At 71.4% G+C, this 25,785-nt stretch carries 20 protein-coding genes and 1 pseudogene; 14 read left to right on the top strand and 7 right to left on the bottom strand.

The annotated features are described in order from the left end of the window. The first annotated feature begins 107 nt into the window (after positions 1-107). The gene (locus tag ACFVWD_RS31465; RefSeq protein ID WP_389600964.1) at positions 108-1,190 is read left to right on the top strand and encodes a sugar phosphate nucleotidyltransferase; all 1,083 of its coding nucleotides are present in this window, start codon (positions 108-110) and stop codon (positions 1,188-1,190) included. A 394-nt stretch (positions 1,191-1,584) separates the two neighbouring features. On the opposite strand, the gene ACFVWD_RS31470 is transcribed toward ACFVWD_RS31465, so the two are convergent. The 4 genes from ACFVWD_RS31470 to ACFVWD_RS31485 all read right to left on the bottom strand — a co-directional run bounded on the left by ACFVWD_RS31470 (position 1,585) and on the right by ACFVWD_RS31485 (position 5,604). Next, positions 1,585-2,598 (bottom strand): DNA-3-methyladenine glycosylase family protein, encoded by a 1,014-nt coding sequence (locus ACFVWD_RS31470; protein ID WP_389600965.1) that lies wholly within the window; start codon positions 2,596-2,598, stop codon positions 1,585-1,587. Positions 2,599-2,783: 185 nt separating this feature from the next. Next, complete coding sequence (locus ACFVWD_RS31475; RefSeq protein ID WP_389600967.1) at positions 2,784-4,094, bottom strand: coenzyme F420-0:L-glutamate ligase; 1,311 nt, start codon at positions 4,092-4,094, stop codon at positions 2,784-2,786. Beyond that, the gene (cofD, locus tag ACFVWD_RS31480) at positions 4,091-5,050 is read right to left on the bottom strand and encodes a 2-phospho-L-lactate transferase (protein WP_389600969.1); all 960 of its coding nucleotides are present in this window, start codon (positions 5,048-5,050) and stop codon (positions 4,091-4,093) included. The genes ACFVWD_RS31475 and cofD overlap by 4 nt, the downstream gene beginning before the upstream one ends. A 62-nt stretch (positions 5,051-5,112) precedes the next feature. Next, positions 5,113-5,604: a cysteine dioxygenase gene (locus ACFVWD_RS31485; protein WP_389600971.1), complete on the bottom strand. Its 492-nt coding sequence runs from the start codon at positions 5,602-5,604 to the stop codon at positions 5,113-5,115. 706 nt (positions 5,605-6,310) lie between these two features. On the opposite strand from ACFVWD_RS31485, the gene ACFVWD_RS31490 reads away from it, so the two are divergent. The 3 genes from ACFVWD_RS31490 (at position 6,311) to ACFVWD_RS31500 (ending at position 11,934) form a co-directional block, all read left to right on the top strand. Continuing rightward, positions 6,311-6,574: a WhiB family transcriptional regulator gene (locus ACFVWD_RS31490; RefSeq protein WP_003975777.1), complete on the top strand. Its 264-nt coding sequence runs from the start codon at positions 6,311-6,313 to the stop codon at positions 6,572-6,574. 186 nt (positions 6,575-6,760) lie between these two features. Continuing rightward, positions 6,761-10,438, top strand: coding sequence for a glycosyltransferase (locus tag ACFVWD_RS31495; RefSeq protein WP_389600972.1), 3,678 nt, complete (start codon positions 6,761-6,763; stop codon positions 10,436-10,438). Continuing rightward, on the top strand, positions 10,435-11,934 hold the full coding sequence (locus ACFVWD_RS31500) for a DUF5719 family protein (RefSeq protein ID WP_389600973.1): 1,500 nt from the start codon (positions 10,435-10,437) through the stop codon (positions 11,932-11,934). The genes ACFVWD_RS31495 and ACFVWD_RS31500 overlap by 4 nt, the downstream gene beginning before the upstream one ends. Before the next feature lie 81 nt (positions 11,935-12,015). Here ACFVWD_RS31500 and ACFVWD_RS31505 read toward each other — a convergent pair whose 3' ends face one another. Next, positions 12,016-12,465, bottom strand: coding sequence for a metallopeptidase family protein (locus ACFVWD_RS31505; RefSeq protein ID WP_168501073.1), 450 nt, complete (start codon positions 12,463-12,465; stop codon positions 12,016-12,018). 352 nt (positions 12,466-12,817) lie between these two features. Here ACFVWD_RS31505 and ACFVWD_RS31510 point away from each other — a divergent pair, with 352 nt between their 5' ends. The 9 genes and pseudogenes from ACFVWD_RS31510 to ACFVWD_RS31550 all read left to right on the top strand — a co-directional run bounded on the left by ACFVWD_RS31510 (position 12,818) and on the right by ACFVWD_RS31550 (position 23,167). After that, the gene (locus ACFVWD_RS31510; RefSeq protein ID WP_211118721.1) at positions 12,818-13,192 is read left to right on the top strand and encodes a DUF3499 domain-containing protein; all 375 of its coding nucleotides are present in this window, start codon (positions 12,818-12,820) and stop codon (positions 13,190-13,192) included. 175 nt (positions 13,193-13,367) lie between these two features. Continuing rightward, positions 13,368-15,037 (top strand): annotated as a pseudogene (locus ACFVWD_RS31515) (L-lactate permease). 147 nt (positions 15,038-15,184) lie between these two features. Further along, the gene (locus ACFVWD_RS31520) at positions 15,185-16,546 is read left to right on the top strand and encodes a phosphomannomutase/phosphoglucomutase (RefSeq protein WP_389600975.1); all 1,362 of its coding nucleotides are present in this window, start codon (positions 15,185-15,187) and stop codon (positions 16,544-16,546) included. 390 nt (positions 16,547-16,936) lie between these two features. After that, complete coding sequence (locus tag ACFVWD_RS31525; RefSeq protein WP_384925435.1) at positions 16,937-17,107, top strand: Trm112 family protein; 171 nt, start codon at positions 16,937-16,939, stop codon at positions 17,105-17,107. Between the two features lie 81 nt (positions 17,108-17,188). Then, positions 17,189-18,316: an SIS domain-containing protein gene (locus ACFVWD_RS31530; protein WP_389600977.1), complete on the top strand. Its 1,128-nt coding sequence runs from the start codon at positions 17,189-17,191 to the stop codon at positions 18,314-18,316. Between the two features lie 83 nt (positions 18,317-18,399). Next, the gene (manA, locus tag ACFVWD_RS31535) at positions 18,400-19,551 is read left to right on the top strand and encodes a mannose-6-phosphate isomerase, class I (protein ID WP_389600979.1); all 1,152 of its coding nucleotides are present in this window, start codon (positions 18,400-18,402) and stop codon (positions 19,549-19,551) included. A 141-nt stretch (positions 19,552-19,692) separates the two neighbouring features. Beyond that, positions 19,693-20,673 carry a cation diffusion facilitator family transporter gene (locus ACFVWD_RS31540; protein ID WP_389600980.1) on the top strand — a complete coding sequence of 327 codons (981 nt, stop codon included), beginning with the start codon at positions 19,693-19,695 and terminating at the stop codon, positions 20,671-20,673. A 322-nt stretch (positions 20,674-20,995) separates the two neighbouring features. Beyond that, positions 20,996-22,453, top strand: coding sequence for an adenosylhomocysteinase (gene ahcY, locus ACFVWD_RS31545; RefSeq protein WP_389600982.1), 1,458 nt, complete (start codon positions 20,996-20,998; stop codon positions 22,451-22,453). 99 nt (positions 22,454-22,552) lie between these two features. Continuing rightward, positions 22,553-23,167, top strand: coding sequence for a hypothetical protein (locus ACFVWD_RS31550; RefSeq protein WP_389600983.1), 615 nt, complete (start codon positions 22,553-22,555; stop codon positions 23,165-23,167). A gap of 28 nt (positions 23,168-23,195) precedes the next feature. Here ACFVWD_RS31550 and ACFVWD_RS31555 read toward each other — a convergent pair whose 3' ends face one another. Continuing rightward, positions 23,196-24,218, bottom strand: a complete 1,023-nt coding sequence (locus ACFVWD_RS31555; protein WP_389600985.1) for an RDD family protein — start codon at positions 24,216-24,218, stop codon at positions 23,196-23,198. Between the two features lie 119 nt (positions 24,219-24,337). On the opposite strand from ACFVWD_RS31555, the gene ACFVWD_RS31560 reads away from it, so the two are divergent. Further along, complete coding sequence (locus ACFVWD_RS31560) at positions 24,338-25,345, top strand: stage II sporulation protein M (RefSeq protein WP_389600986.1); 1,008 nt, start codon at positions 24,338-24,340, stop codon at positions 25,343-25,345. Positions 25,346-25,550: 205 nt separating this feature from the next. Here ACFVWD_RS31560 and ACFVWD_RS31565 read toward each other — a convergent pair. Further along, the coding region (locus ACFVWD_RS31565) for a hypothetical protein (protein ID WP_351762884.1) at positions 25,551-25,785 on the bottom strand (235 nt) is incomplete at its 5' end.

Consider the following 25,785-nt stretch of genomic DNA (forward strand, 5'->3'; position numbering starts at 1 on the left):
GCCATCGAGGACACCCCACTGCCGTCGAAGGCCTCTTACTACGGACTGCATACACTGGCCGACCGAACCACTCTTCGGCCGGTCCCGGCAGGAAGCAGAGACGACAGGTGACAGAAGCGATCCTCCTGGTCGGGGGCAAAGGCACCCGATTGCGCCCGCTCACGGTGAACACCCCCAAACCGATGGTTCCGGCGGCCGGGGTCCCGTTCCTCACGCACCAGCTGGCGCGGGCGAGAGCGGCGGGCGTCGAGCACATCGTCCTGGCGACCTCCTACCTGGCCGAGGTCTTCGAGCCGTACTTCGGCGACGGTTCCGCGCTGGGCCTCCACATCGAGTACGTCACCGAGGAGGAGCCCCTCGGCACGGGCGGCGCCATCCGCAACGTGGCCGCGCGCCTGCGCTCCGGCCCCGACGAGCCGGTCCTGATCTTCAACGGCGACATCCTGACGGGCCTGGACATCCGGGCCCTGGTGGCGACCCACGAGACGACCGGCGCGGACGTCTCCCTCCACCTCACCCGTGTCGAGGACCCCAGGGCGTTCGGCCTGGTCCCCACGGACGCGACGGGCCGTGTGACGGCCTTCCTGGAGAAGCCCCAGACCCCCGAGGAAATCGTCACCGACCAGATCAACGCCGGGGCGTACGTCTTCCGCCGCTCGGTCATCGACACGATCCCGGCCGGCCGCCCGGTCTCGGTGGAGCGCGAGACCTTCCCCGACCTCCTGGCCACCGGAGCCCATCTCCAGGGCATGGTGGACTCCACCTACTGGCTCGACCTGGGCACCCCCCAGGCCTTCGTACGAGGCTCCGCGGACCTCGTCCTGGGTCGCGCGCCCTCCCCGGCCGTCCCGGGCCGCTGCGGGGACCGCCTCGTCCTGCCCACGGCCAGGGTCGCCCCCGACGCCAAGCTGACCGGCGGCACGGTCGTCGGCGACGGCGCGTACATCGGCGAGGGCGCCCGCATCACCGGCAGCGCGATCCTGTCCGGCGCGGTCGTCGAACCCGGCGCCGTCATCACCGACTCCCTCATCGGCGCCCGCGCCCACATCGGCGAACGCACCATCCTCTCGGGGGCGGTCATCGGCGACGGCGCGGTGGTCGGCCCCGACAACGAACTCCGCGAGGGCGTAAGAGTCTGGTGTGAGGCCAAGATCCCAGCGGGGGCGCTCCGCTTCTCGTCGGACCAGTAGAGCCGGCGGAGCCGACAGAGCCGGCAGTCGGCATCCGGTAGAGATCGAATAGAGATCGAAGTGCGGGTGGGCGGGGGCTGATCGCGCAGTTCCCCGCGCCCCCAAAGACCTCGGCTCGCCCGGCGTTCGAGAACGAGCCCGGATCCCGTCGCCCCACCCGGCCCCGGCGCGCACTTCCACCCTGTCCGGTGTTTGAGGACGCGTCCGGGGCCGAGCCCCCCACCCCGGCCCGTATCACTCAGCCTGTCCGGCGTTTGAGGACGAGCCCTTCGGGCGAGGCGGGGGTTCAGGGGGCGCAGCGCCCCTGGCGGGGTCGAAGGGGCGGAGCCCCTGAAGGATGGGACGGGTAGGGGCGGCGGGGGCGAGAGGCTCCCGGCCCGCACCCCGGGGGCGACTACAGCCGCCCGATATCCCCCCGCGGCATCCGCGGAACCCGCCGCGCAGGCGTCCGCCCCGACAACAGAATCAACCGAGCCGCCCGATGCCGCTGCCCGGCATACGGCTCCAACAGCGAAAGCATCACGGAGTCGTCCGCATCCCGATCCCCCGCCAGCGCGTACCCCACGATCCCCGGCAGATGAAGATCCCCCACGGTCACCGAATCCGCCGCTCCATGACTCCGCTGCACGGTCTCCGCCGAGGTCCACGGCCCGATCCCGGACACCAACTCCAGCCGAGCCTGCGCAGCCCCCGGCTCCATCCCCACCGCCTCCTCAAGCCGTCCCGCCACTCGAACGGCCCGCAGAATCGTCGACGCCCGCTTGTTGTCGACCCCGGCCCGATGCCACTCCCAGGAGGGAATCAGCGCCCACGTCCGCGGCGCCGGCATGACGGACATCCGCTCCGGCGCGGGCCCCGGCGCAGGCTCCCCGAACTTCCGTACGAGCAACCGCCACGCCCGATACGCCTCGTCCGTCGTGACCTTCTGCTCCAGAACGGACGGAATGAGCGACTCCAGCACCAGCCCGGTACGCATCAGCCGCAACCCCGGCCGCCGGTGCCGCGCGATGGCGACCAGCCGATGACGAGGCTCGAAGGCATCGGGATCGTCGGCCGAGCCGAGCATCTCGGGGAGTTGTTCGAGCAGCCATTCGCTCCCCGGCCCCCACGCCTCACCCCGCACCACCCCGCCCCGCGCCGAGACCCGCAGCGTCCCGGCCCCGGCAGGCGTCCGAGTGGTCCGCCACACGGCCCCGTCCGGCGTCGCACGGAAGGTCGGATCACCGGGCCCACGGCGCAGCGGCCCGAGCACGAGCCCGAGATCGACCGGCCAGGGCGGCGTCCAGGTGCGGGTATGTCCAGGTGCGATTGCCTGCCGAGGCACCCCGCCGGAGGCGTTCGCGGGCACGGCGACATGCCCGCCGCGCACAGTCGTACGCGTCGGCCGAGGAGCGAAACGTCCAGCCACGAAAAGGTCCTAGGAAACTCGGGGTGCCCTACGAGAGTAGGCGCTCACCCTCTCCGAACACCCGACCCTCGACGCACACCACTCGCGACGCACACCACTCGCGACGCACACCACTCTCACCGCACCTGGCCGAAGACTCTCCGCGCTCCTCGACAAGGGCCGTCACCACACCTCGGCAACCACTCTCACCGCACCTCGACAAACGCCCCGGCATCCCGCTCGGGCCGAGCCCGCGGCTCCTGCGCCGCATGTCCGACCGCCACGGCCCCCATCGGATCCCACCCCTCCGGCAGCTCCAGCACGTCCCGTACGACATCCCGGCAGAACATCGTCGACGACACCCACGCGGACCCGAGCCGCTCCCCGGCCAGCGCGACGAGGAAGTTCTGCACCCCCGCGCCGACGGCGACCACGAACATCTCCCGCTCGGCCCCGTCCCGCCGCGGATCGCCGTACGTGTGCGACCCGTCCATGACGAGACACGGCACCACGAGGTACGGAGCGTTGCGCAGCACATCACCGCGCCGCACCCGCTTGGCGATCGACTCCTCGCTCTTCCCGTCCCGCCGCAGATCCGCGATCCACGCGTCCCGCATGGCGTCGAGGAGCCGCGTACGCGACTCCTCGGACTCCAGGAGCACGAAGCGCCAGGGAGTGGTGTGATGCGGCGCGGGAGCGGTGACCGCCGCGGCCACGGCCCGCCGCACCGCGGCCGGATCCACCGGCTCGTCGGTGAAGGCCCGTACGGTACGCCGCTGGGTCACGGCCTCTCGTACGGCCTCCGAGGTGCCGAGCCGGAACATGTCGTCGCGCGCGCCCCGCACCATCGCCCGCGTCCCCTCCCCGTCGTCCTCGGTCACCACATGGGGCAGCCCGCGCACGACGGCGACGGGCAGCCCGGAGGCCTTGCCCTTGACCAGGTCACCGGCGGCGGCGAGCTCGTCGGCGGTGGCGACGACGGTGGCGCTCAGCGGATTGCCGTGCGCGTCGGTGCCGCCGCGCAGATCGTCCAGCACCCGTACGCCCGCGGCACCGATGGCGACATCGGTGAGCCCGGTGCGCCAGGGCCGCCCGAAGGTGTCGGTGATCACGACGCCGACGTCGACCCCGAGGGTGTCGCGCAGCCCGTCCCGGATGGCCCGCGCGGACGCGTCGGGGTCCTCGGGCAGCAACAGGACGGTCCCGGCAGGGGTGTTGGAGGCGTCGACCCCGGCGGCGGCCATCACGAGCCCCTGCCGGTTCTCGACGATCCGCAGGGTCCCGCGGCGCGCCACGACCCGTACGGTCTCGGCGTCGATGGCGGCCTCCCGGTCGGCGGCCTCGACCAGGCGCCCCTCGGCCTTGGACACGATCTTCGAGGTGACGAGGAGAACGTCCCCGTCGACCAGCCCGGGCTCGGCGACGGCGATCAACTTGCCGAGGTCGTCACCCTGTCGGACCTCGGGGAGCCCGGGCAGCGCCCAGACCCGGTAACCGTGGGAGAGCTCTCCGCTCAAGACGTCCGCACCTCCTCCGCCAGCGTCAGCGCCTCACGCGCCATCTGCGCCGCGGTGTCCAGGTCGGACATCATCAGCGGCACGGCCCGGCACCGGATCCCGGCCGCCTCGACCCGCTCCACGGCGGACGCGTCCACCGTGTCGACGAGCCAGCCGTCGAGGAGCCCCGAGCCGTAGTGCTCGGCGACCGCGGTGGCCGTGGACTCGACGCCGACCGCCGCCAGCACCTTGTCGGCCATGCCCCGCACGGGCGCGTCGCCGACGATGGGGGAGAGGCCCACCACGGGCACGCCCGCGTCGGCGATGGCCTCCCGGATGCCGGGCACGGCGAGGATCGTGCCGATGGACACGACCGGGTTGGACGGCGGGAAGAGGATGACGTCCGCCTCCGCGATGGCTTCCAGGACACCCGGTGCGGGCTTGGCCTGCTCGGCGCCGACCGGCACCACGGCCTCGGCCGGCACGGAGGCCCGCAGCCGCACCCAGTACTCCTGGAAGTGGATCACCTTGCGCTGGCCGTCGACCTCGACGGCGACATGGGTCTCCACGCGGTCGTCGGACATGGGGATGAGCCGCACTCCCGGTTTCCAGCGGTCGCACAGGGCTTCCGTGACCGCGCTGAGCGGATAGCCCGCGCTCAGCATCTGCGTCCGCACGATGTGCGTCGCGAAGTCGCGGTCGCCGAGCCCGAACCACTCGGGCCCGACCCCGTAGGCCGCGAGCTCCTCCTTGAGGTGGAAGGTCTCGTCGGTCCGGCCCCAGCCCTGTTCCTCGTTGATGCCGCCGCCGAGCGTGTACATCACCGTGTCGAGGTCCGGGCAGACCTTCAGGCCGAAGAGATGGATGTCGTCGCCGGTGTTGCCGATGACCGTGATGTCCGCGTCCGGCACGGCCCGCTGGAGACCACGCAGGAACCGGGCACCACCGATACCGCCTGCCAGAACCACAATGCGCATGGGGTTCAGTCTGGCAGGCGGGTACGACAACGCGTGAGGCGGTTACGAGACCGCGGGCGCCCTCAGGCCGTGGCGACGGCCGGGGCGCACTGGGCCGAATGCATCGGCATCTCGGTAAGACCCGGGTAGTAAACGTGCAGGCTCACGGCCGGTTCCAGGGAGTCGTTCACGACCTCGTGGATGTACCCCGGCGCGAACACCCGCTGGGATCCTGCCCCCAACGCGCGGGTGTCGCGCTCCGTGCGCTCGGTCAATGCGCCCTCCAGGACGGTGAGTACGCCGGAGGAGCGCCCGTGGTCGTGGAGTCCGCTGCCCTGTCCGGGCACCCAGGACAGCAGCCACACCTCGTAGCCGGGTCCGGTGCGCAGCCGGTGGTACCAGCGGGAGGTCGCGTCGTACTGGACGAGGTGCTCCCACTGGGAGCGGTCGGCGGCGATGGAGCGGGCCAGGCCGACGAACTCGGACACGGTGGCGGGGTGCTCGCGCGGCGGCTGGAGCAGGTGCGGTACTTCGAGGATGTCGCCGGCGATCTGGAGGTCGCTGTCGCTGTTCATGGGTGCGGTGGTTCCTCGGCGGAGAGCTGGGGTGTCGCGGGGCCGTTTCCGTCCGGATCACGGACGGGGAGGGTGCCCTGGTAGGGGCGATCGCCCCGTAAGCGGGGCGGGGATTCGCCTCAGTGGCGGCGAGGCAGCCGGAGCGCGGTACGGCTCAACAGCTGGGACAGCAACAACAGCTACAGCGAGCGCGGGCAGCACCGTGGGACCCGGCGGTGCGGGTCGAGGTGAGTGCCAAGTTCGCGAGCATGCCCATAAGGACATCGGTTCACACCTCGGCTGTCAACTTCATGTCCGCCATGTGGGAGATGTTTCACCTCATCCGGTTCATCTGTGTGGCGAAAGGTTTGCTCTGGAGCCACCCCGGACACATGGCGCACAACCGGGCGCGCAAACCTCGATGCGATCCCGTGATCCAAATGTGATCCGGTTCGCTTCGGAGTCCGCGTCGGAACGAGATCGAACTTCTGGGCGTCCTTCCCAGTAGCGGGTCGGAAGTTCGGGCGGGCCCTTTGAGGCTGTCGGGGTTTATGCCGATTTGAACACTTTCCGCATAGCCTTGGTTCCGCAGAGTGAATAAGGGACCCAATAGCAGATCTCGGCTTGACTGGCCCGGATCGGCACACTTGTAATTTCACTCGTGTCGTTCAGCCGAAATCGGTAACGGCAGCATCACGGGGACGCGAAAGACAGACGAGGGGCGCACATGACCGAGCTGGTGCAGCAACTGCTGGTCGACGACGCGGACGAGGAACTCGGCTGGCAGGAGCGCGCGCTGTGCGCCCAGACCGACCCCGAGTCCTTCTTCCCCGAGAAGGGCGGCTCCACCCGCGAGGCCAAGAAGGTCTGTCTCGCCTGTGAGGTCCGCTCCGAGTGCCTGGAATACGCGCTCGCCAACGACGAGCGGTTCGGCATCTGGGGTGGTCTGTCCGAGCGCGAGCGCCGAAGGCTGAAGAAGGCCGCCGTCTGACCGTACGGCGCGCACCCCTCGTACCGATACCGGCAGGTAAGAACGGCCCGTCGCAGGTGGGTTATCCACAGGCGGCGGGCCGCTGTGTTGCCCAGCCGTTAGTGTGGGCCCTCGTCCGAGACGTCCCGCTGTCCCCGCCGGACACAGGCGTCCACCGCAGTCCATCGAACCGGGGCCCGTACCTCGATGTCCGTGCACAGCCATTCGGCAGTCCAACACGACGCCGCCACACCTGAGTTTCCGCGCCACGTGGTGACCGCGGTCCTCGTCTCCCACGACGGCGCCCGCTGGCTGCCCGAAGCGCTCGCCGGGCTGCTCGGCCAGGAGCGCCCGGTGCAGAACGCGGTGGCGGCCGACACCGGCAGCGCGGACGACTCCGCCCTGCTGCTGACCGACGCACTCGGCGCCGACCGGGTGCTGCACCTCGCCCGGCGCACCGGCTTCGGCCAGGCCGTCGAGGAGGCCATCCGCGGCGCCGGCATGCTCACCCCGGACGACCTGCCCTATCTGAAGCGCCCCAGCGGCTGGGACCCGGTCACCCGGACCTGGCGCGACGACGCCTACGACATGCCGGAGCTCCCGCACGGCGAGCCCGAGCAGTGGCTCTGGCTGCTGCACGACGACAGCGCGCCCGAGCCCGACGCCCTGGCCCAGATGCTCCGGGTCGTGGAGAGCGAGCAGGAGGTCGGCAGGGAAGTCGCCGTGGTCGGCCCCAAGCTGCGCGGCTGGTACGACCGGCGAGCGCTCCTGGAGGTCGGCGTCACCATCGCCAACTCCGGCCGCCGCTGGACGGGCCTGGACCGCCGCGAGCAGGACCAGGGCCAGCACGACCACGTCCACCCCGTGCTCGCCGTGTCCACCGCCGGCATGCTGATCCGGCGCGACGTCTTCGAGGAACTCGGCGGCTTCGACCGCCGGCTGCCCCTGATGCGTGACGACGTCGACCTGTGCTGGCGCGCCCAGGCCGCCGGGCACCGCGTCCTCGTCGCCCCCGAAGCGGTCGTCCGGCACGCCGAGGCCGCCTCCCGCGAGCGCCGCACCGTCGACTGCGTGGGCCGCACCGCCGCCTCCCCGCACAAGGTCGACAAGGCGGGCGCCGTCTACACCCTCCTCGTCAACGCGCGTACGGCACAGCTGCCCTGGATCCTGATCCGGCTCGTCCTCGGCACCCTGCTGCGCACCGTCGCCTACCTCGTGGGCAAGGTCCCCGGACAGGCCGTCGACGAGATCCGCGGCCTGCTGGGCACCCTGCTGCGCCCCGAGCGGATCCTCGCGGGCCGCCGCAGACGCGGTCGCCCCCAGGTCGACAAGGGCGAGCTGCGCGCCCTGTTCCCGCCGCCCGGCGCCACCGTGCGGGCCACGGTCGAGCAGGTCGCGGGCAACTTCATGGGCAGCGACGACCCCGACGCCACCACCGGCGCCGGACGGCACGGCGGTGCGGTCGAGTCCGGACCCGGCGGCGACGACGCCGACTTCCTCCAGATCGAGCAGTTCGCCCGGCTCAAGCGCATCGCCCGCAACCCCGGCCCGATGCTCTTCCTGGTGCTGCTGTTCGTCTCCCTCCTGGCCTGCCGCGGCCTGCTCGGCAGCGGGTCGCTCGCGGGCGGCGCGCTGCTGCCCGCGCCCGCCGACGCCTCCGAGCTGTGGTCGCGCTACGCCGACGGCTGGCACCCGGTGGGCGCCGGCGGCACGGAGACGGCGCCGCCGTACCTCGCGCTCGTCGCCCTGCTGTCCTCCCTGCTCCTCGGCTCCACCGGGCTCGCGGTCACCGTGCTCCTGGTGGCCTCCGTCCCGCTGGCCGGCTTCGCCGCGTACTTCGCCTCGCGTCCCCTCGTCGAGTCGCGCCTGCTGCGCGCCTGGGCGTCCGTGGCGTACGCCTTCCTGCCCGCCGCAGCCGGCGCCCTCGCCGGCGGCCGCATCGGCACCGCCTTCCTGGCGATCCTGCTGCCGCTCATCGCGCGCGCGGGCATCGCCGCCAGCGGGCTGGCGCACTCCTCCGGAGCGCGCGGCAGCTGGCGCGCCACCTGGGCGTACGCCCTCCTGCTGTCGTTCACCACGGCGTTCACGCCGATCGTGTGGCCCATCGCGCTGGTCCTCGGAATCGCCCTCCTCGTAGTGCGCCGAAAGGAGATCACCGCCTACGGGCCGCGTTTCCTGGTCCAGCTCGGCACCCCGCTGCTGGTCCTCGCTCCCTGGTCGCTGACGCTGCTCCCGTTCGGTTTCTTCAAGGAAGCCGGGATGCCCTACGGCGCGAGCGCGGCCTCCGCGCTCGACCTGCTCGGCGCCAGTCCCGGCGGTCCCGGCACGGTCAGCGGGCTGATGCTCATCGGCATCGTGCTGGCGGCCCTGGCCGCCCTGATGCGCAGCGAGCGGCAGCGAGCGGTGTGGGTCGCCTGGGCCGTCGCCCTGGTGGCGCTCGTCTTCGCCGTGCTGTCCAACAAGTCGGCCTGGGCGGGACCCGCCACCCTCGTCTACGGCCTCGCACTGCTCGCCGCCGCCGCGCTCGGCGCCGACGGGGCACGCGCGCGGGTGGCCGAGCAGAGCTTCGGCTGGCGCCAGCCGGTCGCCGCGCTCATCGCGTTCGCCTCGGCCGCCGGCCCGCTGCTGGTGGCCGCCGGATGGGTCCTCGGCGGCGCCGACGGTCCCGTGGAGCGCCGCGACCCGGTGCAGGTGCCCGCGTTCGTCGCCGAGGAGAGCGGCACCCGCGACCAGGCCCGCACCCTCGTCCTCGACAGCGACTCCGGCGCCCGCGTCGGCTACACCCTCGTCCGCGGCTCCGGCGCCCGCATGGGCGACGGTGAACTCGCGGCCGAGGGCGGCGAGAACAAGCAGCTCGACAAGGTCGTCGCCAACCTCGTCGCGGGCTCCGGCGCCGACCAGGCCAACCAGCTCGGCGGCTTCGCCGTGCGCTACGTCCTGGTCCGCAAGGGCGCGCCCCGCGAGATGAGCCGCGTCCTGGACGCCACCCCGGGCCTGACCCGGCTCAGCCAGCAGGACGGCAGCGCCCTGTGGCGCCTGGACAGCCAGGTCTCGCGCGCCTCGATCGTCCCCAAGTCCGGCGAGGCCCTGTCCATCGCCGCCGGACCCGTCGAACTGCACACCACCATCCCCTCCGGGGGAGAGGGCCGCGTGCTGCGCCTCGCCGACACGGCCGACGCGGGCTGGACGGCGACCCTGGACGGAAGGCCGCTCACCCGCACCACCGTCGACGGCTGGGCGCAGGGCTTCGAGCTGCCCGCGAGCGGCGGCAGGCTGGACGTCACCTTCGACGCCCCGATGAGCCACACCGGCTGGCTGTGGGCCCAGGGCGCGCTCGCCGTCGTCCTCGTGGTCCTCGCCCTGCCCGGGCGGCGCCGTGACGTCGACGACGACCTTCCCGAGGAGCCGGTCGTCCCGGCCCAGGACGCCACGGGCGAGGGCCGCCGCGCCCGCCGTCTGCGCGCCCAGGCCGAGGCCGAGGCGGAGCAGTCCGACCAGGCCGTCCAGGAAGAGGGCGCCCCTCCTCCTCCGGAGGAGGAGGCCGAGCAGACGCCCGCGTCGGTCCCGCAGCAGCAGGCGTACGACGAGTGGGACTCATCGACCTACGCGGGCGCCGAGTACGGCACCTACGGCGGCGAGCAGTACCAGGGCCGGCAGCAGTACCCGGCGGGCACCTACGAGCAGCAGCCGTACCAGGCGGACCCCTACCAGGCGGGCCAGTACGACCCGTACGCCTACGGGGGCACGGCACCGTACGACCCGATGCAGACGTACCAGGGCTACGACGGGACCGGCCAGGGCTACGACGCCGCCTACGACCCGAACACGCCCCCGCAGCCGCCGCACGGCACCGACAGTGAGCGCCCCGACGGGAGCCAGCAGTGAACCGCACCACCCTGTCCCTGATCGCCGGCGCGACCGCGCTCGCCGCCGTCACCGGATTCGCCTCGCTCAACGCGCCGGCCGCCTCCGGCGACAACACCGTCAAGGCGGCCACCCAGCAGCCCGTGGAGCGCACCAGCCTGCTCTGCCCGCAGCCCAGCACCTCCGAGATCGCGGAGACGGCGTACACGTCGTTCACGCCCGTCACCCAGGGCGCCGCCGACAGCGGCAAGGCCGAACTGCAGGCCGCGGCCGAGGAGTCGGCGGACTCCGCGAGCGGCAAGAAGACCGGCAAGAAGACCGTGAAGGCCGCCCTGAAGCCGGCGGAGCCCGGCAAGCCGGCCACCGGTGACGGCTCCGGAGCCGAGCCGCCCGCCCTCGTCGGCACCGCCGAGGGCAAGTTCGCGCCCGGCTGGACCGTCCAGGAGACCACCGCGGTCGCCGCGGGCACCGGCCGCGGTCTGCTCGGCACCAACTGCACCGCCCCGGACACCGAGTTCTGGTTCCCGGGCGTCAGCACCGCCACCGGCCGTACCGACTATGTGCACTTGACCAACCCCGACGACTCGGCGGCCGTCGTCGACGTCGAGCTGTACGGCAAGGACGGCACCCTCAAGTCCACGGTGGGCGAGGGCATCACGGTCCAGCCGCACGCCAGCGAGCCGCTCCTGCTGAGCACGCTCGCGAGCGGGCAGCAGACCGACCTCACCGTCCACGTGACCGTCCGCAGCGGCCGCGTCGGCGCCGCCGTCCAGGCCCTGGACGACAAGATCGGCGGGGACTGGCTGGCCGCCTCCACCGACCCGGCGGGCAGCCTCGTCATGCCGGGCATCCCCAAGGACGCCACGGCCGTGCGGCTGGTCGCCTTCGCGCCCGGCGACCAGGACGCCGACCTGAAGATCCGCCTCGCCTCGCCCTCGGGCCTGATCACACCGGCCGGGAACGAGACGCTGCACGTCAAGGCCGGCATGACCGCGGCGGCCGACCTCGGTGACGTCACGCGCGGCGAGGCGGGCTCCCTGGTGCTCACCTCCACCGGAACCTCGGCTCCGGTCGTCGCGGCCCTGCAAGTGGTGCGCGGCAAGGGCAGCAAGCAGGAGATGGCGTTCATCCCGGCCACCAGCCCGGTCGGTGCGCGGGCGACGGTCGCCGACAACAGCTCCAAGGGCACCACGCTCGCCCTCTCCGCCCCCGGCCGGAGCGCCCAGGTCAAGGTCACCGCGTCCGCCGGCAGCGAGGGCGGTACGGCGGCGACGAAGACGTACACGATCAAGGGCGGTACGACCCAGGACATCGACGCACCGGTCCCGGCCGGTCTCAAGGGGACGTACGCCCTGACGGTCGAGCCCGTCTCCGGAGGCCCCGTCTACGCCTCCCGGACCCTCGCCTCCGCCCAGGAGGGTGTCCCGGGGTTCACGATCCAGACCCTCCCGGACGACCGCGGGACGGTGGCGGTGCCGGAGGCGGACCAGGATCTGTCGGTGCTGCTGAAGAAGTGATCCCGTACGGGTGATCCACCGGGTCCTCAAGGGGGACCCGGTGGCGCTCCGACCGCGCTCCCGGTAGTGCTCGGGCGGGCCTCAGTCCTCGCCGTAGCGCGGGTCCACCGTCTCCGGTGTCAGTCCCAGCAGCTCCGCGACCTGCTCCACGACGACCTCGTGCACCAGCGCCGCGCGCTCGTCGCGGCCCTTGGTGCGGATCTCGACCGGGCGACGGTAGACGACCACGCGCGCGGGATGGTCCTCGAACGCCGGGATCGTGCCCCCCAGAGGCACCGCCTCGTCGCTCCAGCCCTCGCCGGAGCCGCCGAGGCGGGGCACTTCGAGGACCATGAAATCGATGTCGGCGAGTTGGGGCCAGCGCCGCTCCAGCCGCTCCACGGAGTCCTGGACCAGGTCCGCGAAGACCTCGGCGCGGCTCGCGGCGAGCGGCACCTGGGGCGGCGCGACGGGGCCGCGCATGCCCCTTCCGTGGCGATCACGACGGCGGGGCCCGGGTGCGGCGGCGGTGGGCGGTACGGGGGTGTCCATCACTGACGAAGAGTAGTCCCCACGAGGTCCGCGCGCCCGGCCCCCACGCGGCGGCCCGCGGCCCGGGGCAGGAAGCCCGGCGCACGTTCCGGATGTCGCAGGATGACCATTCCAGCCAAGCTTGGGCTCGATTCCGTATCCCTCCAGGACCGTCGCTCACATGGCAATTGACGTGGTTTGCACCAAGTGGTGACCGGATTCAGGTCTGTTCGGCATCTCGCCACGGGATGTCGTCCCAGGTCAGGACGGGCGGTCCGAAGGCTTGTGTGGGCGGACTCACAGCACGACACGGTGGGGTGACCTGGGGGAGAGTCGTCGCGGCCCGCTCAAGAGTGCGGTACCGTCCAACGTCGTGAGCCCTGTACGTCGCTGTTCGCGAACCGCTTGCGGCCGTCCCGCCGTCGCGACGCTGACGTACGTCTACGCCGACTCGACCGCGGTCCTCGGCCCGCTCGCCACCTACGCCGAACCCCACTGCTACGACCTGTGCGCCGAGCACTCCGAGCGCCTCACCGCGCCGCGCGGCTGGGAGGTCGTCCGGCTCGCCGACGCCTCCGCTCCCTCCCGCCCCAGCGGTGACGATCTGGAAGCGCTCGCCAACGCGGTGCGCGAGGCGGCCAGGCCGCAGCAGCGCACCGCCGAGGCCGGTGGCGGCGCCCGCTCGGCGGACCCCATGGAGGTCGCGCGCCGCGGCCACCTACGGGTGCTGCGCTCGCCGGACAACTGAGCGTCCGCCCCCTCCGTATCCAGGGTCGACCCCGCTGAGCTTGCTCCCTCGGCTCCATCGAGTCGTGCACGCCCATTGACGAGGACTTGTCGCGGACACGGCCATTTCCCCGTCCGCGAGAAAACGCTTTCCGCATCGCGGAATCCCCCGCGTGGCGGAATCCGGGGAGGCGCCCGTGTACGTCCAGAAACTGGAACCCGTGGCCGACTCGCTGGGCCTCTCCGCCCTCGTGGCGACCCTGCCCCTCGTCATCGTCCTCGTCCTGCTCGGCGGCGTTCGCGTGACGGCGCACCGGGCCGGACTCATCGGCCTCCTGGCCGCGTCACTGGTCGCCTGGCTCGCATACGGCATGCCGGTCGGCTAGACACTCTCCAGCGCTGCCCAGGGGGCCGTTTTCGGCCTCTTCCCCATCCTGTGGATCGTCGTCAACGCCCTGTGGGTGTACCGGATGACCGTCCGCACCCGGCACTTCGACGTCCTGCGCCGCTCGTTCGGGCGACTGTCCGACGACCCGCGCATCCAGGCACTCGTCGTCGCGTTCTGCTTCGGCGCGCTCCTGGAAGCCCTCGCGGGCTTCGGCGCGCCCGTCGCGATCTGCTCGGTGATGCTGGTCGCGCTCGGCTTCGACCCGGTGCGCGCGGCCGTGGTGGCGCTCGTCGCCAACACCGCACCGGTCGCCTTCGGCGCGATGGGCACACCGGTCGTCACACTCGCCCAAGTCACCGGCCTGCCACTGGATTCCGTCGCCTCCGTGGTCGGCCGCCAGACCCCGCTGCTGGCCCTCGTCGTGCCCCTTGTACTCGTCGGACTGGTCGACGGCCGGCGCAATCAGAAGGGGCCGTGCGAAGCGCGTCGTTGAGGGGTGGTGGTCGGGCGACGGGCGGGAGAGAGACCTGGGTGCCCGCCCTGGTGTGCGGAGTCGCCTTCGCCGCCGCCCAGTTCGCCGCCTCGAACTACGTCTCCGTGCAACTCGCCGACATCGGCGCATCCTTGGCGGGCGCCGCCGCCCTGGTCGCCGTACCGCAGGCGCGCAGGCCCGCCGCCGAGTCCGTACGAGCGGCGGTCCTGACCGGCGTACGCAGCGAGGACCTGGACCGGGAGGACCCGCGCCCCGAGGTCGTGCGCGCGTACGCCCCGTACGCGCTGATCGTCGTCATCTTCTCGATCGCGCAGATCCCGGCGGTCAAGGACTGGCTGGCGCACGCGACCCGTACGTACGACTGGCCCTTCCTGGACGTCGTCACCCCCGAGGGCAAGCCGGTCGGGGGCAATGTCCTCACGCTCCCGCTCGTGTCGACCGGCGGCACCCTCGTCCTGGTCGCCGGACTGTGCACGGCCGTCGTACTCGGGGTGCACGCGCGTGTGGCGGTCGAGGAATGGGCGGCGACGGTGCGCGAGTTGAGGTTCGCGATCCTGACCGTGACGTCCGTGCTGGCCCTCGCCTACGTCATGAACCTCTCCGGACAGGCGGCCACGATCGGCCACTTCGTGGCGGCGGCCGGAGCGGGGCTCGCCTTCTTGTCACCCGTTCTGGGCTGGTTCGGCGTGGCGGTGTCCGGCTCCGACACCTCGGCGAACGCCCTTTTCGGTGCCCTCCAGGTGAGCGCGGCCCACGAGTCGGGGCTGTCTCCCGAACTGCTCGCCGCCGCCAACAGTTCGGGCGGAGTGCTCGGCAAGATGATCTCGCCGCAGAACCTGACCATCGCGTGCGCGGCGGTCGGGCTCGCGGGCCGTGAGGGCGACCTGCTGCGCAAAGTGCTCCCGTGGAGTGCCGGGCTGCTGCTGATCATGTGTCTGATCGTGCTGGGCCAGAGCTCACCGGTCCTCGGCTGGATGCTGCCCTGACGGCCGGATTCGACCCCGTGCGTTACCTCCGGGTGACGCTTGGGGCTCCCAGATGACGAGCGAGCGTCCGATCGGCCCCTTCACGGCGGGCTGTCAGCCGGTACGGGTAGTTTGGGGCGACCGAAGTGGACTTCTGGAGGGTTGGCCGTGACTGCTGATCTGTCGCAGCTCGTGAAGGCGTACGACGTACGCGGGGTGGTCCCGGACCAGTGGGACGAGTCGATGGCCGAGCTCTTCGGGGCGGCCTTCGTCCAGGTGACCGGAGCGGACGCCCTCGTGATCGGGCACGACATGCGGCCCTCGTCGCCCGGCCTGTCGCGCGCCTTCGCACGCGGAGCCGCGGCACGCGGTGTCGACGTGACCGAAATCGGCCTGTGCTCCACCGATCAGCTGTACTATGCGTCCGGTGCGTTCAACCTGCCGGGCGCCATGTTCACGGCCTCGCACAACCCCGCCCAGTACAACGGCATCAAGATGTGCCGCGCGGGCGCCGCCCCGGTCGGCCAGGACACCGGCCTGGCCGAGATCCGCGAACTCGTCGAGTCCTGGCTCGACTCGGGCCTCCCGGCCTCCGACGCGACACCGGGAACGATCACGCAGCGTGACACGTTGGAGGACTACTCGGCGTACCTCCGCTCGCTCGTCGACCTGACCGACATCCGCCCCCTGAAGGTCGTGGTCGACGCGGGCAACGGCATGGGCGGGCACACGGTGCCGACGGTCTTCGAGGGCCTTCCCCTCGACCTCGTCCCCATGTACTTCGAACTGGACGGCACGTTCCCGAACCACGAGGCGAACCCGCTGGACCCGGCGAACATCGTGGATCTCCAGCAGCGCGTGCGCGAGGAGAGCGCCGACATCGGCATCGCCTTCGACGGAGACGCGGACCGCTGCTTCGTCGTCGACGAGAACGGCGACCCGGTCTCCCCGTCCGCGATCACCGCCCTGGTCGCCGCCCGCGAACTCGGCAAGCACGGCGGCGGCACGGTCATCCACAACCTCATCACCTCCTGGTCGGTGCCCGAGGTCGTCCGCGAGCACGGCGGCACCCCGGTCCGCACCCGCGTCGGCCACTCCTTCATCAAGGCCGAGATGGCCCGCACCGGCGCGATCTTCGGCGGCGAGCACTCCGCGCACTACTACTTCCGCGACTTCTGGAACGCCGACACGGGCATGCTGGCCGCCCTGCACGTCCTCGCCGCCCTCGGCGGCCAGGACGGTCCGCTCTCCGAGCTCGTCGCCGAGTACGACCGCTATGTCGGCTCCGGCGAGATCAACTCCACGGTCGACGACCAGGCGGCCCGTCTCGCCGCGATCAAGGCCGCGTACGAGGGCCGCGAGGGTGTCACCATCGACGAGCTCGACGGTCTGACCGTCACCTCGGACGACTCGTGGTTCAACGTCCGCCCCTCCAACACGGAGCCCCTGCTCCGCCTGAACGCCGAGGCGAAGGACGAGCCGACGATGGCGAAGGTGCGCGACGAGATCCTGGAAATCATCAGGGGCTGAACACCCCGAGTGCCGTCTCCCCCCGACAGTTGTTCGCCCACGGGGTGGGCGGGGATCCGCTCACGCAGTTCCCCGCGCCCCCAAAGCCCCGGCCCACACCTCCAGCCCGTCCGACGTTTGAGACCGAGGCGGGAGACCGATGCCCCACCCACCCCGGCCCGCACCATTCAGCCTGTCCGGCGTTTGAGGACGAGCCCTTCGGGCGATGCGGGGGTGAGGGGGCGGAGCCCCTGGGGATGATGGGGGTCCCCCCTGCTCGAGCGAAGTCGAGAGCTTGGGGGAGGGTAGGGGCGGCGGGGGCGAAATCACCTCGTCCACACACCCCGGCACCCCACCCCCCACAGCGGTACGCTGACCAGGCCGCATCCACCCTGTTCGAAAGGACACCCCATGCCGCTCGAAGCCGGCCTCCTGGAGATCCTCGCCTGCCCGGCCTGCCACGCCCCGCTCAAGGAGCAGGAGAGCGAGCTGCTCTGCACGAGCCAGGACTGCGGTCTCGCCTACCCGGTCCGGGACGGCATCCCCGTACTCCTCGTCGACGAGGCCCGCCGCCCCGGTTAACACCCCCCACCGGCGACACCCACCCCACAGGCGAATCAGGCGACAGAGGCAACACACCGGCGATCGGGAGGCTGCCGACCCATGCTCGACGAATCGCTGCTCGACGACCCAGAGGCGCTCGCCCGCGCCGACCGTCGCGAGCTGCTCCGGGGCGCCGCGGAGGCCGGCGCCCGCGTGCGTACCGCGGTCCGGCACGCCACGGAAGCCGGAATCGCGGAACTGAAGCCGGACGGCCGCCCACGCGCCGTCCTGATCGCCGGCCCCGGCCTGGCCGCCACCGGCGTCGCCGAACTGCTCGGCACACTCGCCGGAGCCAGCTGCCCCATCACCCGGCTCACCCCCACCGGCGTCGCCCCCGCGTCCGGCGCCCTCCGCTGGGAGCTGCCCGGCTGGGCGGGCCCGGTGGACCTCCTGCTGATCGCCACCCCCGACGGCAGCGAACCAGGCCTCGAACTCCTGGTCGAGCAGGCATACCGGCGCGGCTGCTCCGTCGTGGCGGTGGCCCCCGCCGGCACCCCGATCGTGGAGGCGGTGCAGGGCACGCACGGCCTGTTCGTACCGATGGCGACCGCCCCGTACGAGCCGACCGAACCCCTCGCGGCCTCCGCCCCGGGCGTCCTGTGGGCCCTGCTCACCCCGTTGCTCGCACTGCTGGACCGCACCGGCCTGGTCTCCGCCCCGCCCGAGGCGCTGGAGAAGGTCGCCGACCGCCTCGACCGCGTCGCCGAACGCTGCGGCCCGGCCATCGCGCCCTACAGCAACCCGGCCAAGACGCTCGCCGCCGAGCTCGCCGAAGCACTTCCGGTGATCTGGACGGAGGGCACCTCCGCGGGCCCCGCGGGCCGCCGCTTCACCGCCGCGCTCGCGGAACTGGCCGGCCGCCCCGCCCTCACCGCGGAACTCCCCGAAGCGCTCGCCGCCCACAGCGTCCTGCTCTCGGGCGCGCTGGCCGCGGCCGCCGACCCCGACGACTTCTTCCGCGACCGCGTCGAGGAGCAGCAGGTCCTCCACGCACGCGTGGTCCTCCTGCGCGACCGCCCGGCCGGCGGCCTCACCGCCGGGCCCGCCGCCCGCGAGCTGGCCCTCAGCCACGACACCGCGATCAGCGAGCTCGAACCCGAGGAGGGCGGCGACCTCGAAACCCTCGCGGAACTGATCGCCGTCACGGATTTCGCCGCCGTTTACCTGGCGCTCGCTTCAGGGGCCTGATCTTGTAGCCAGGCATCCCGATCGGCCCCGGCCGACCCGGGACTCTTGACCAGCGCAGCGCACGTACGGAGAGAACGACACACATGGACCGCCTCGACAACACCGTCCGCCCCTACGCCTGGGGCTCGACCACCGCCATCCCGCGGCTGCTCGGCGTCGAGCCGACCGGTGAACCGCAGGCGGAGATGTGGATGGGCGCCCACCCGGGCGCTCCCTCCCGCACGGCGCGCGGTCCCCTCGACGAGGTCATCGGCGAGGACCCCGAGAAGGAACTCGGCCGCGCGGCCGTCGCCAAGTTCGGCCCCCGCCTGCCGTTCCTGCTCAAGATCCTCGCCGCGGGCGCGCCCCTCTCCCTCCAGGTGCACCCCAACCTCGAACAGGCGAAGGAGGGGTACGAGGACGAGGAGCGCCGCGGCATCCCGATAACCGCCTCGCACCGCAACTACAAGGACGCCAACCACAAGCCCGAACTGATCTGCGCCCTCACCGAGTTCGACGGCCTGTGCGGCTTCCGCAGCCCCGACGAGGCCGCCGAAGTGCTCGCGCGCCTGGACGTCGACTCCCTCAAGCCGTACGTCGACCTCCTGCACGCCCACCCGCAGGACGCGGCGCTGCGCGAGGTCCTGACGGCGGTGCTGAGCGCGGACCCCGACGACATGGCCCACACGGTCACCGAGGCCGCGGCCGCCTGCGACCGTCTCGGCGGCGCCTACGCCCCCTACGCCGACATCGCCCACCACTACCCGGGCGACCCCGGCGTGATCGCCGCGATGCTCCTCAACTACGTCCAACTCCAGCCCGGCGAGGCCCTGTTCCTCGGCGCCGGCGTCCCGCACGCCTATCTGAACGGCCTCGGCGTCGAAATCATGGCCAACAGCGACAACGTCCTGCGCTGCGGCCTGACCCCCAAGCACGTCGACGTCCCCGAACTCCTGCGCATCGTCCGCTTCGAGGCGAGCGACCCCGGCGTCCTGCGCCCGGAGGCGTCCCCCGACGGCGAGGAGGTCTACGCGACCCCCATCGACGAGTTCCGCCTCTCCCGGTACACCCTCGCGGAGGGCGCCGCCCCGCACGACCTCACGCGCGACACCCCGCAGATCCTGCTCTGCACGGCGGGTTCCGTACGCGCCGACGCCAACACGCTCGCCCCCGGCGAGTCGGTCTTCGTACCGGCGGGAGAAAAGGCGGAGGTGTCCGGATCCGGCACGATCTTCCGTGCGACAGTGGTGGCCTGACGAGGCGACTGTGACGGCCAGACGTACCGCCGTCGGACCGGGCTGCAACAATGGCCCACCGCAAAGGGCGGGCAAAGCCCGGACCGGCGTACGAGGGTACGAACGGGGCCCGGACGGCGTACGAAGGGACAGCAGGAGCACATGAGCGCTTCAGGCGGCACCAAAGCGATCGTGGCGGCACTCGGCGCCAATCTCGCGATCGCGGCATCGAAGTTCGTGGCGTTCGCCTTCAGCGGTTCGTCCTCGATGCTCGCCGAGGGCGTCCACTCGCTCGCCGACTCCGGCAACCAGGCCCTGCTCCTGATCGGCGGAAAGAAGGCCCAGCGCGAGGCGACCCCCCAGCACCCCTTCGGCTATGGCCGCGAGCGCTACATCTACGCCTTCCTCGTCTCGATCGTCCTCTTCTCGGTCGGCGGCATGTTCGCCGTCTACGAGGGCTACGAGAAGATCAAGCACCCGCACCAGATCGAGCACTGGTACTGGCCGGTGGGCGTCCTGGTGTTCGCGATCATCGCCGAGGGCTTCTCCTTCCGTACGGCCATCAAGGAGTCCAACGAACTGCGGGGCACGCACTCCTGGTCGCAGTTCATCCGCCGCGCCAAGGCCCCCGAGCTGCCGGTCGTCCTCCTGGAGGACTTCGGCGCGCTCATCGGTCTGGTCCTCGCCCTCGGCGGCGTCGGCCTCGCCCTGCTCACGGACGACGGCGTCTGGGACGGCATCGGCACGCTCTGCATCGGCATCCTGCTCATCCTCATCGCGCTGGTCCTCGCCGCCGAGACCAAGTCCCTCCTGCTGGGCGAGGCCGCAGGCGTCGAAGAGGTCAAGAAGATCGAGGCCTCGATCGTCGACGGCCACACGGTCACCGGCATCATCCACATGCGCACGCTCCACCTCGGCCCGGAGGAGCTCCTGGTCGCCGCGAAGATCGCCGTCCAGCACGACGACACGGCCGCCGAGGTCGCCACCGCGATCAACGCCGCCGAGGCCCGCATCCGCGCCGCCGTCCCGATCGCCCGCGTGATCTACCTGGAACCGGACATCTACAGCGAGGCGGAGGCCGCGAAGGGCCCGAACCCCGAAGCGACCCCCGGGGGCCCCGCCCAGACACCGTCCGAACACTGACCCGCCCGGCATCCACCCGCCCGAAGACGAGCCCCACACCTTGTCCGGGAACGCCCGTTGGCCGGAGCCGGACTGGGGCGGCCCGGGGCGACCGGTGTAGCTTGGTGGCTGAGCCAGACGTCGCTGCTGATGGCGGTCGGGCGGTCCCACCGCGGACCGGCCGAGGGAGAGAGGGCCTCCGACGGACTGCGCTGCGCGCACCAGGCACACCTGTGTCCTGCTGTGGGGCACGTCCGTGCCCTGCTCGGGCATGCGTATGTCCGCGCCGCGCAGACAGCCGTATTCACCTCGCCCCAATCCAGACCACGAGGAGCAGCTCGCAATGACGACTGTCGACAACCGACAGGACTTCAAGGTCGCCGACCTCTCCCTGGCCGAGTTCGGCCGCAAGGAGATCACCCTCGCCGAGCACGAGATGCCCGGCCTGATGTCGATCCGCAAGGAGTACGCCGCCACGCAGCCCCTCGCGGGCGCCCGCGTCACCGGCTCCCTGCACATGACGGTGCAGACCGCCGTCCTCATCGAGACCCTGGTCGCCCTCGGCGCCGAGGTCCGCTGGGCCTCCTGCAACATCTTCTCCACCCAGGACCACGCCGCCGCCGCCATCGCGGTCGGTCCGAACGGCACGCCCGACAACCCGCAGGGCGTCCCGGTCTTCGCCTGGAAGGGCGAGACCCTGGAGGAGTACTGGTGGTGCACGGAGCAGGCCCTGACCTGGCCGAACACCCCCACCGGCGGCCCGAACATGATCCTGGACGACGGCGGTGACGCCACCCTCCTCGTCCACAAGGGCGTCGAGTACGAGAAGGACGGCAAGGTCCCGTCCGTCGACACCGCCGAGTCCGAGGAGCACCGCTTCATCCTCGAACTCCTGCACCGCACCATCACCGACGGCTCGCAGAAGTGGACCCAGCTCGCCTCGGAGATCCGCGGCGTGACCGAGGAGACCACGACCGGTGTCCACCGTCTCTACGAGATGCACCGCGACGGCACCCTCCTGTTCCCGGCGATCAACGTGAACGACGCCGTCACCAAGTCGAAGTTCGACAACAAGTACGGCTGCCGCCACTCCCTGATCGACGGCATCAACCGCGCCACCGACGTCCTCATCGGTGGCAAGACCGCAGTCGTCCTCGGCTACGGCGACGTGGGCAAGGGCTGCGCGGAGTCCCTGCGCGGCCAGGGCGCCCGCGTGATCATCACCGAGATCGACCCGATCTGCGCCCTGCAGGCGGCGATGGACGGCTACCAGGTCACGACCCTCGACGAGGTCGTCGACAAGGGCGACATCTTCGTCACCACGACCGGCAACAAGGACATCATCATGGCCTCGGACATGGCCAAGATGAAGCACCAGGCGATCGTGGGCAACATCGGCCACTTCGACAACGAGATCGACATGGCCGGCCTCGCGAAGATCCCGGGCATCGTCAAGGACGAGGTCAAGCCGCAGGTCCACACCTGGAAGTTCCCCGACGGCAAGGTGATCATCGTCCTGTCCGAGGGCCGCCTGCTGAACCTGGGCAACGCCACCGGCCACCCCTCGTTCGTGATGTCCAACTCGTTCGCGGACCAGACCCTGGCCCAGATCGAGCTGTTCACCAAGCCCGACGAGTACCCGACCGACGTCTATGTGCTGCCCAAGCACCTCGACGAGAAGGTCGCCCGCCTCCACCTCGACGCCCTCGGCGTCAAGCTCACCACGCTCCGCCCGGAGCAGGCCGCGTACATCGGCGTAGAGGTCGATGGCCCGTACAAGTCGGACCACTACCGCTACTGAGCCCCCCGCCGAGCAGCGGTACCACCGCTCGGCGTACGGATGTCAGCAGGCCCCTGCCCCCGTGGCGGGGGCCTGTCCCCGATGAGGACCTGAACGCCCATGCCCCGCGGTCGTTATTCGCTCCATGATCCGCACGATCACACCCCCCTCGCCGAAGAACACTTCCACTGCGCGCCCGGCCCCTCCGGCTGGCGCTACGTCTCGCAACTGACCACCCCCTCCGGCGACCATGCCGGCTCGGTCGACCTCGCCCTCGACGAGCTCGGCCGCCCCATCCGTCTCGAACTGCACGCCGCGAGCTGGCAGGTCCGTGGCGCCGCCCTCGACGGGGTGACCTGGGTCCGCACCGACCCCACCGGCACCGAGGCCACCGAAGGCAACGTCCGCGCCCACGCCTTCACTGGCACATCCCCCGCCTTCCTCGTCGCCACCGCCCGTCTCCTGCGCCTCACCCCCGATACCCCCGCAACCCGCGTACGCCTCGTCGCCTTCACCGACCCGGTCCTCGCCCCGCGCACCGTCGACCAGTCCTGGGCCTTGATCTCGAGAGAAACACACGCCACTGACAACGGCCCCCTGGCCGTGGACGAATACCAGGTCACAGCCCTGGACACGGGGGATCAGTACGCCGTGCACCTCGCGGGAGACGTGGTCCTGGCGGCACCCGGCGTGGAGCTCGAGCACCTCGAATCCCCGCCGTCGGTCTTCGCCTGACGACGCCGGGACACGGTTCGGAGCGGGTTCAGGCGGGCGGCGCGAACCCGGTCGACGGGCGTTCGACCGGCTCGTCCCGCGGTGCCACGGGCGGCGCCTGCTGCGCCGACGCTGCCGGGCCCTCCGAGGCCGCGGACGCCGAGGGATACGGGTCCCGCGCCGAAGCGGGCGAGGAGGCACCCGACTGCGGATAGGCCTGCGGATAGAAGTGAGCGCCTGGCTGCCCCATGACAGGGCCGCCGCTCGCGCCGGGCATCCCGGCGACGAACCCGCCCGGGGCCCCGGGTACCGCCGGAGCGCTCCCGCCGCTGAAGGCCCGCCGAGCGTCCCGCGCCTGCCGTTCCTGCACCACCGCCGCCAGATAGGCGGCCGCCGGCACCCCCTGCGGCGCCGGGGACCCCGTACGGGCGGCCAGATCGGACGCGAGCCGCTCCGCCATCGCCCCGCCGACCTGAGGGTCCAGCTGCCTCATCCGCGTCAGGTACTGACGAATGGCCAGCCACAGGCCGTCCGGCACGGCCGACAGATCAAGTCCGGAGAACCGCCCCGCCAGCCAGGGCGGCGGGGGAGGCACGAAGGCCGTATGTCCGACGGGAATCCGTTCCCGCACGACGAGGGTCCCCGCGAACACGTCACCGAGCCGCCGCCCCCGAGCCGACACGAGCGAGGCGATGCACGCGATGATCCCGAACGTCATCAGAATCTCGACCACACCGATCGCACCACGCACCAACGCGTGCCGGAACCGGATGGGCCCCCCGTCGTCCCGCACCACCCGCAACCCGAAGGCCAGCTTCCCCAGCGATCGGCCGTGACTGAGTGTCTCCACCGCGATCGGGCCGCCCACCAGCAGCAGAACGAAGCTCGCGATAGACACCGCGATCCGCGCCGCATCGTCCAAGGCCGCCGTCGCGGCCAGCAGGCCGACGGTGACGATCAGATAGGCGGTCATCGACACGGCCAGATCGAGCAGCACCGCCAGCGCCCGGCTCGGCAGTTTCGCGGGGCGCAGCTCCAGCGCCACCGCCTCGCCCGTCACTAGCTCACTCACACTCGCCGTCCTTCCCCTGACCTGCCCTGAGAACGGTCAGTCTGCCAAGCTGAGGGCACATCGCGCCGCAGTACGACAAGCTGACACGCAGTACGAGAGGACGAGGAGCAGCAGAACCGATGGACCTCGACGTCTTCGTGTCCGCCCACCGCGCCGAGTGGGACCGTCTCGACGCCCTGCTGCGCCGCCAACGCCGGCTCACCGGAGCCGAGGCCGACGAACTCGTCGCCTTGTATCAACGTACGGCCACGCACCTCTCCCTGATCCAGTCCAGCGCGCCGGATCCACAGCTCACCGGGCGTCTGAGCCAACTGGTGGCACGCGCGCGTGGGGCCGTGACAGGCAACCGCCGCGCCTCGTGGCGCGATGTCACCCGCTTCCTCACGCACGGTTTCCCGGCGGCGGTATACCGCTCACGCCATTGGTGGGTCCCCACGGCGCTTCTGTCGACCCTGGTCGGCGTCGTCCTGGGATGGTGGATAGGCACGCACCCCGAGGTCCAGTCCACGATCGCGGCCCCCAGCCAGCTGCGCCAGCTCACACGCCCCGGCGGCGAGTACGAGACCTACTACTCGAGCCACCCGGCCGCGTCCTTCGCGGCCCAGGTCTGGACGAACAACGCCCAGGCCGCCGCGATGTGCCTGGTCCTGGGCATCTTCCTGGGGCTACCGGTGCTCTGGATCCTCTTCCAGAACATGCTCAACCTCGGCGTGGGCATAGGCCTGATGTCGTCGGCGGGCCGCCTCGACACCTTCCTGGGCCTGATCCTTCCGCACGGCCTCCTGGAACTGACCGCCGTCTTCGTGGCCGCGGGCACCGGTCTGCGACTGGGATGGACCTTGATAGACCCAGGCCCCCGCTCGCGCCGCACCGCACTCGCCGAAGAGGGACGCGCCGCTCTCGGCATGGCGATCGGCCTGGCTCTGATCCTCTTCGTCTCGGGCGCCATCGAAGGCTTCGTCACGCCGTCCGGTCTCCCCACCTGGGCCCGTGTCGGCATAGGAATCGCCGCTGAACTGGCCTTCCTCGCGTACGTCTATGTCCTGGGCGGTCGCGCGGTACGGGCCGGCGACACCGGTGACGTCGACGAGTCCGAGCGCAGCGCGACTCTTCCGACGGCCGCCTGATGTGCGTTCACCCCCGTTGACCTGCTAGTCTCCTCTTCGCCCCACAGGAGCCGTTGACACGGAGCCGGTGGGGAGGTAGATTCGAACAGTTGCCTAGAGCTGGACAAGTCCAGACGGTGGCAGTTAGTATCTGCCAGCTTCTTGTGAATGCGATTCCCGAGAAGCACCTCCCGATTATTCAGGACTGAGCGGCCGGTAAGGCCGGTCAAAAACTTCTGATAAAGTCGGACTCGCCGAAAGAGAGCCGGAAGGCAATCAAATAGGCAAAGGCCCTCCAACGGCCACCGGAAATGAATTCCGACCGGAAACGGAACGGAAAACGGATCTGGTAAGGTTGGAAACACAGAAGGGAAGCGCCCGGAGGAAAGCCCGAGAGGGTGAGTACAAAGGAAGCGTCCGTTCCTTGAGAACTCAACAGCGTGCCAAAAATCAACGCCAGA

The sequence above is a fragment of the Streptomyces sp. NPDC058086 genome (assembly GCF_042885015.1).
Lineage (GTDB): Bacteria > Actinomycetota > Actinomycetes > Streptomycetales > Streptomycetaceae > Streptomyces.